General features: G+C 65.4%; 5 protein-coding genes and 1 pseudogene. All 6 read right to left on the reverse strand.

The annotated features are described in order from the left end of the window. Nucleotides 1-205, reverse strand: a pseudogene (locus tag NR193_RS33020) (conjugal transfer protein TraG); the annotation flags it as partial. Between the two features lie 27 nt (nt 206-232). Beyond that, a complete protein-coding gene (locus tag NR193_RS33025) occupies nt 233-1,972 on the reverse strand; it encodes a VirD2 family relaxase/mobilization nuclease (RefSeq protein ID WP_256754840.1) in 1,740 nt (579 codons plus the stop codon). 243 nt (nt 1,973-2,215) lie between these two features. Continuing rightward, a complete protein-coding gene (locus NR193_RS33030) occupies nt 2,216-2,989 on the reverse strand; it encodes a lytic transglycosylase domain-containing protein (RefSeq protein WP_256754841.1) in 774 nt (257 codons plus the stop codon). Between the two features lie 3 nt (nt 2,990-2,992). Beyond that, nucleotides 2,993-3,328: a DUF736 domain-containing protein gene (locus tag NR193_RS33035; RefSeq protein WP_256754842.1), complete on the reverse strand. Its 336-nt coding sequence runs from the start codon at nt 3,326-3,328 to the stop codon at nt 2,993-2,995. A gap of 70 nt (nt 3,329-3,398) precedes the next feature. Next, nucleotides 3,399-3,944, reverse strand: a complete 546-nt coding sequence (locus tag NR193_RS33040; RefSeq protein ID WP_256754843.1) for a S26 family signal peptidase — start codon at nt 3,942-3,944, stop codon at nt 3,399-3,401. Next, a partial coding sequence (locus NR193_RS33045; protein WP_256754844.1) for a DUF2840 domain-containing protein occupies nt 3,941-4,078 on the reverse strand: 138 nt, incomplete at its 5' end. The genes NR193_RS33045 and NR193_RS33040, both read right to left, overlap by 4 nt.

A 4,078-nucleotide genomic window follows, 5' to 3' on the forward strand; every position in this document is an offset into this window, starting at 1 on the left:
GCGCGTAGGCATCGAAGCCATACCACCACCAGAAGAAGGACGGCGGAAGGTAAAAGGGAAAGCCCAGGACATGGAACCATGGCCTGCCGAGCTCGGGCTGGAATGCCAGGCGCCAGGCCACCCACTCCGTCGCGCCCCAGGTCGTGAACAGTACGATCGCCAACACAGCGAGGATCTGGCCCCAGAGTATCTTGGTGGCAGACATGGAAGCGGTCCTTTCTTCAACATGAGGTCAGAGGCCGAGGCCTCGCTTGCGGCCAAAACTCCAGTCGATGCCGTCGTCATTGCGAGCGACGCCAGAGACGTGGCGGCCAAGATGCTTTTCCAGGGATGGCGTCCAAGGCACCAGTTGGAAACCGAGGCCATCATCGATCATGGCGAAACGGCCCGACGCGAGTATGAAACGTTGCCGGTAGGAACCGGTGACGTAGTCGCCGCCGCGGGCGCGATTGAAGGGCTGGCCGGTCTCAGCGGAGATTTTTTGCCCGAGCGCCTCCAGCTCGCGGCGACGCAGCGTGTCGATCAGGTTGGGCGTGAAGCTGACGCGTTGGCCATGCCGCTCGCCGAGTGCCTCTTCGACGAGATGGTCGGCGCGGCGCTGCATTGCCTGCCGCACCTCGGCGCCGAACCCGCCTTCCGAGAGTGCAATCGGTTGGCGGGCGATATTCTGACGGTCGAGCCAGGTTGCGCCGGCGGCGGTCGTTTGCTGCTCAATGTCGAGGTCGGAACGGACAGCAAGTGCTGCGCGCCCATGTCCCTGCGCGTCATGGAACTTGCGCAGTTCGACGATCGAACCCGGAGCGCTGTCGCCCGCTGCATCCAGATCGGATAGCTTGATGTGATGGGTGCGGCCGTCGGTGCCATCGACCACGGCGTAGGCGCTGCCCTTCAGCTCATCATCGAGACCGCGGTCGACCAGCCGACCGACGATCGGCGTGTCGAGACGCTCCGCTGCCAGCACATAACTCGCCGCGCCGCGCTCGATACCCTGTTCGGTCAGGGCGCGGTGCATCCGCTTGATGATATCGCCGCGCTCGCCAAGCTCGCGCAGCGTCGCCTCGGCCTTGTCGTCGATGATCCACTGGCCCGGCCCGACCTGTTCGGCAAGGCCAAGGGTTTCGAGCTTGCGCACCCGCCCGACTTTCAGCACCTGATACTCGTCGGACTGGGCGTTCGCGGCGGTGGCAAGGTCGATGACGCCTCGGTCGCGCCCGTCGCGAACAAGCTGCCGGTCAAGCTGGGTCCAGCGCTCGGCTTCGACCTGGCGCTGCAGATTGCGATGGATGTCGAGATCGCTGCGCGGGCCGAGCTCCTGGGTAACAAGATCGGCCGCACGGGCGCGCATCCCCTCCTTGATGTAGTCGCGCGAGATCACGAGATCCTGCCCGTCATCGGCGTGGCCGCGCAGGATGATGTGGAGGTGGGGGTTGTCGGTGTTCCAGTGACCGACGCCCGCCCAATCGAGCTTCGTGCCGAGGTCCTTTTCCATCTGGCCCATCAGGTCGCGGGCGAAAGATTTGAGATCCGTCATGTCGACGGCGTCTTCCGGCGAGACAATGAAGCGGAAGTGGTGCCGATCGTCGCCGCACCGCTCGGCAAAAGCACTGCCATCCACCTCCCCGCCTTCCGGCCCGAACAGCCTTGCCTTCTCCCCGTCAAGGGTGACGCCTTCGCGACGCAGATAGGCGAGATGGGCGGCAAGCGGGGCGCTGCGCGCGTGATGGCGCACAAGGCGTGTCTTGATGATCACGGCTCGCGAGCGGCCGGTGAGGAGACGATTCGCGCGCACGCTCGCCGAGCGGCCACGCCCGAAGCTCGAGCGATTGCCCGGACCGATCCGGCCGGAGCGAGAGATATGGGCACCGGCCTTCTGGGCGGCGGCAAGCGCCTGCGCGATGAAGGGCCTGGCCCGCTGGGCGCTGGGCGAGCGGATGCGGCCGGGCCGGATTCGGAAACCATCCTCACCGTTCATGGCGAAGATCCGCACATCGTGTCAACCCACGGAAATCAAAGGCAAATCGGTGTTCTGGCGCGGTGCGCCAAATCTTCGCACCTCGTGGAAATGCTGCATAACCTATTGAAATAACACAACCGACCGACGCCGCACCTCGCGGCCTTTTATCTCGCCATCTTCCGGTTGTTCTGCCCACATTCCGCCTCCATCCACGCCACGGTGCGCTGGAGCTTGCGGTTGCGCGAAAACGCCCATGCGCGCTCATGGCTGGATCCCTTCGCCCGCTCGCGCCACGAAGAGGCCTCCGGACAGCGGCACCATGGCGGAGACATCGCGCACGCCGGGCGCGGAGCTCACGTCATTTTCTGGGCGCTCGGTCGGCACGAGAGCGACAGCTTGCATGCGATCCGGCTGACCCACGAAGAGCGAGCCGTGCTTCCAGGGAATGGCCTCGACGGACGCGACTGCGAAAGGGCGCATACCCTCGCTTTCACCGATCAGTGGGGCAAGTGCTGCGACATAGGCGCGGGTCTCGGCCGGTAACGGACGCCCGGCGAGGTAGGCTTGGTAGCGTGCAGGTCCCGCGTTGTAGGCGGCCAGAAACCCCGGCGAGCCGAAGCGATCGTGCAGTTCGCGCAGATACGCCGTTCCGGCCAGGATGTTGTCACGGGGATCGAATGGATCGTGGCCGAGCGACCAGCGGGCACACAGATCATCCCATGTGCCGGGCATGATCTGCATCAAGCCGCGGGCGCCGGCGCTGGAGACGGCGCGCACGTCGCCCGCACTCTCCTTGCGCATGACGGCGCGTATCAACGCAGTCGGAACGCCGAAGCGATGCGAGGCTTCGATGATGTGCGCGCCAAAAGGATCGCGCTGCGACGATCGTGTGAGAGGTGTTTCCTGCGCCAAGGTCGGCGCCGGCATGACGGTCGCAACGGACAGGCCGCAAAAGAGGAGCAGAGCCATGCGCCGGGCAGCACGAAGCGGCCCAGGCGCACTGCGATGGCTCGTCGACGGACGGCGAGCGCGCATCGTTCAATCCTTCTCGCTGCGGTCGCGCGGACGCGCCCAGTGCAGCGACCAGGACGTCTTGTCGTCGCCATTGCGAAAGAGGTTCGCGCGTATCGGCTGCGCGAGGGTCGGGTCGTCGAGCTGGATCGAGACATAGTCTCCGGCCTTTTCGCTGGAGCGTTTCCAACCAGCGCCGATCTCGGGGCCGTCCTCGTTGCCTGCGTGAACGCGGTAGTCAGGCGCATTCTCCGTTTCGCTCGCCTCTGCCGCCACGATGGCGATATCGAGGTTGAGGCTGAGCGTATGGATACGCCCGGTATAGCCTGTCTTCTGGCGGGTGAACTCTCCGATCTGCTGCATGTCAGGCTCCTGTTTTGGAGTGGTGCGGTGATGATGGCTAGCGGCACGACACGCGCCGCCGGTCGCGCGCTCACCGCGTTGGCGCGCGCCATTCGAAGCGGCCGTTGCCGCCCTCGTCCGTCCACAGCGGGACGGCGCGGCCGATGATCTGGCTGGTGGCGAGGAGGCCGAAGTAACGTCCGTCGAGACTGTCGCGGACCTGCCAGTTCATCAGGAAGACTTCCCCGGTCGAGATGCGGCGGCAGCCCTGCCAGACCGGCAGGTCACGGCCGGCCCGATCACGCTCGAGCGCCGCGCCCGCCTCGATACCATCGACAGTGATGGTGAGGTTCGATCGACAGACTCGTTGCCCGGCAACACCAAGGATGCGCTTCAAGAGTGGCACGCCCCTTGGCAGATAGCCGCGATCAGCGAGGAACGCGGCGAGTGGCTCGGGCGCGTCGACCGCGACAAGATCGGTGACCTCGAAGGATCCGTCGAAGTCGATCGTGTAGAAGCCGATCGGTGCGCTGGCTGACGCGTTCCAGATGAGCTTCGTGGGCATCGAAGTGAGGCCGGGATAGCCGACGCCCATGGTTGCGAGAACGCTAGCGAGGATGATCGCGGCGCGCGTCACGGCTCGGTCCTCTTGCGCAGCAGGAAGGCCCGATGTTGGTCGAGTGTGTAGCTGCGCGGCGCGTGGCCGGCGGTTATCCGGTTGTGGATGTGCCGCCAATGATCGGGCGACACCAACTCAGGCTCGATGTCGAG

Origin of the sequence: Mesorhizobium sp. Mes31, assembly GCF_024519675.1 — a bacterium.
Taxonomy (GTDB): Bacteria; Pseudomonadota; Alphaproteobacteria; order Rhizobiales; family Rhizobiaceae; genus Mesorhizobium.

Excerpts from the sequence above, each read along its gene's own strand:
- NR193_RS33025 (WP_256754840.1), bottom strand. The coding sequence starts at position 1,972 with ATGAACGGTGAGGATGGTTTCCGAATCCGGCCCGGCCGCATCCGCTCG.
- NR193_RS33030 (WP_256754841.1), bottom strand. The coding sequence starts at position 2,989 with ATGCGCGCTCGCCGTCCGTCGACGAGCCATCGCAGTGCGCCTGGGCCG.
- NR193_RS33035 (WP_256754842.1), bottom strand. The coding sequence starts at position 3,328 with ATGCAGCAGATCGGAGAGTTCACCCGCCAGAAGACAGGCTATACCGGG.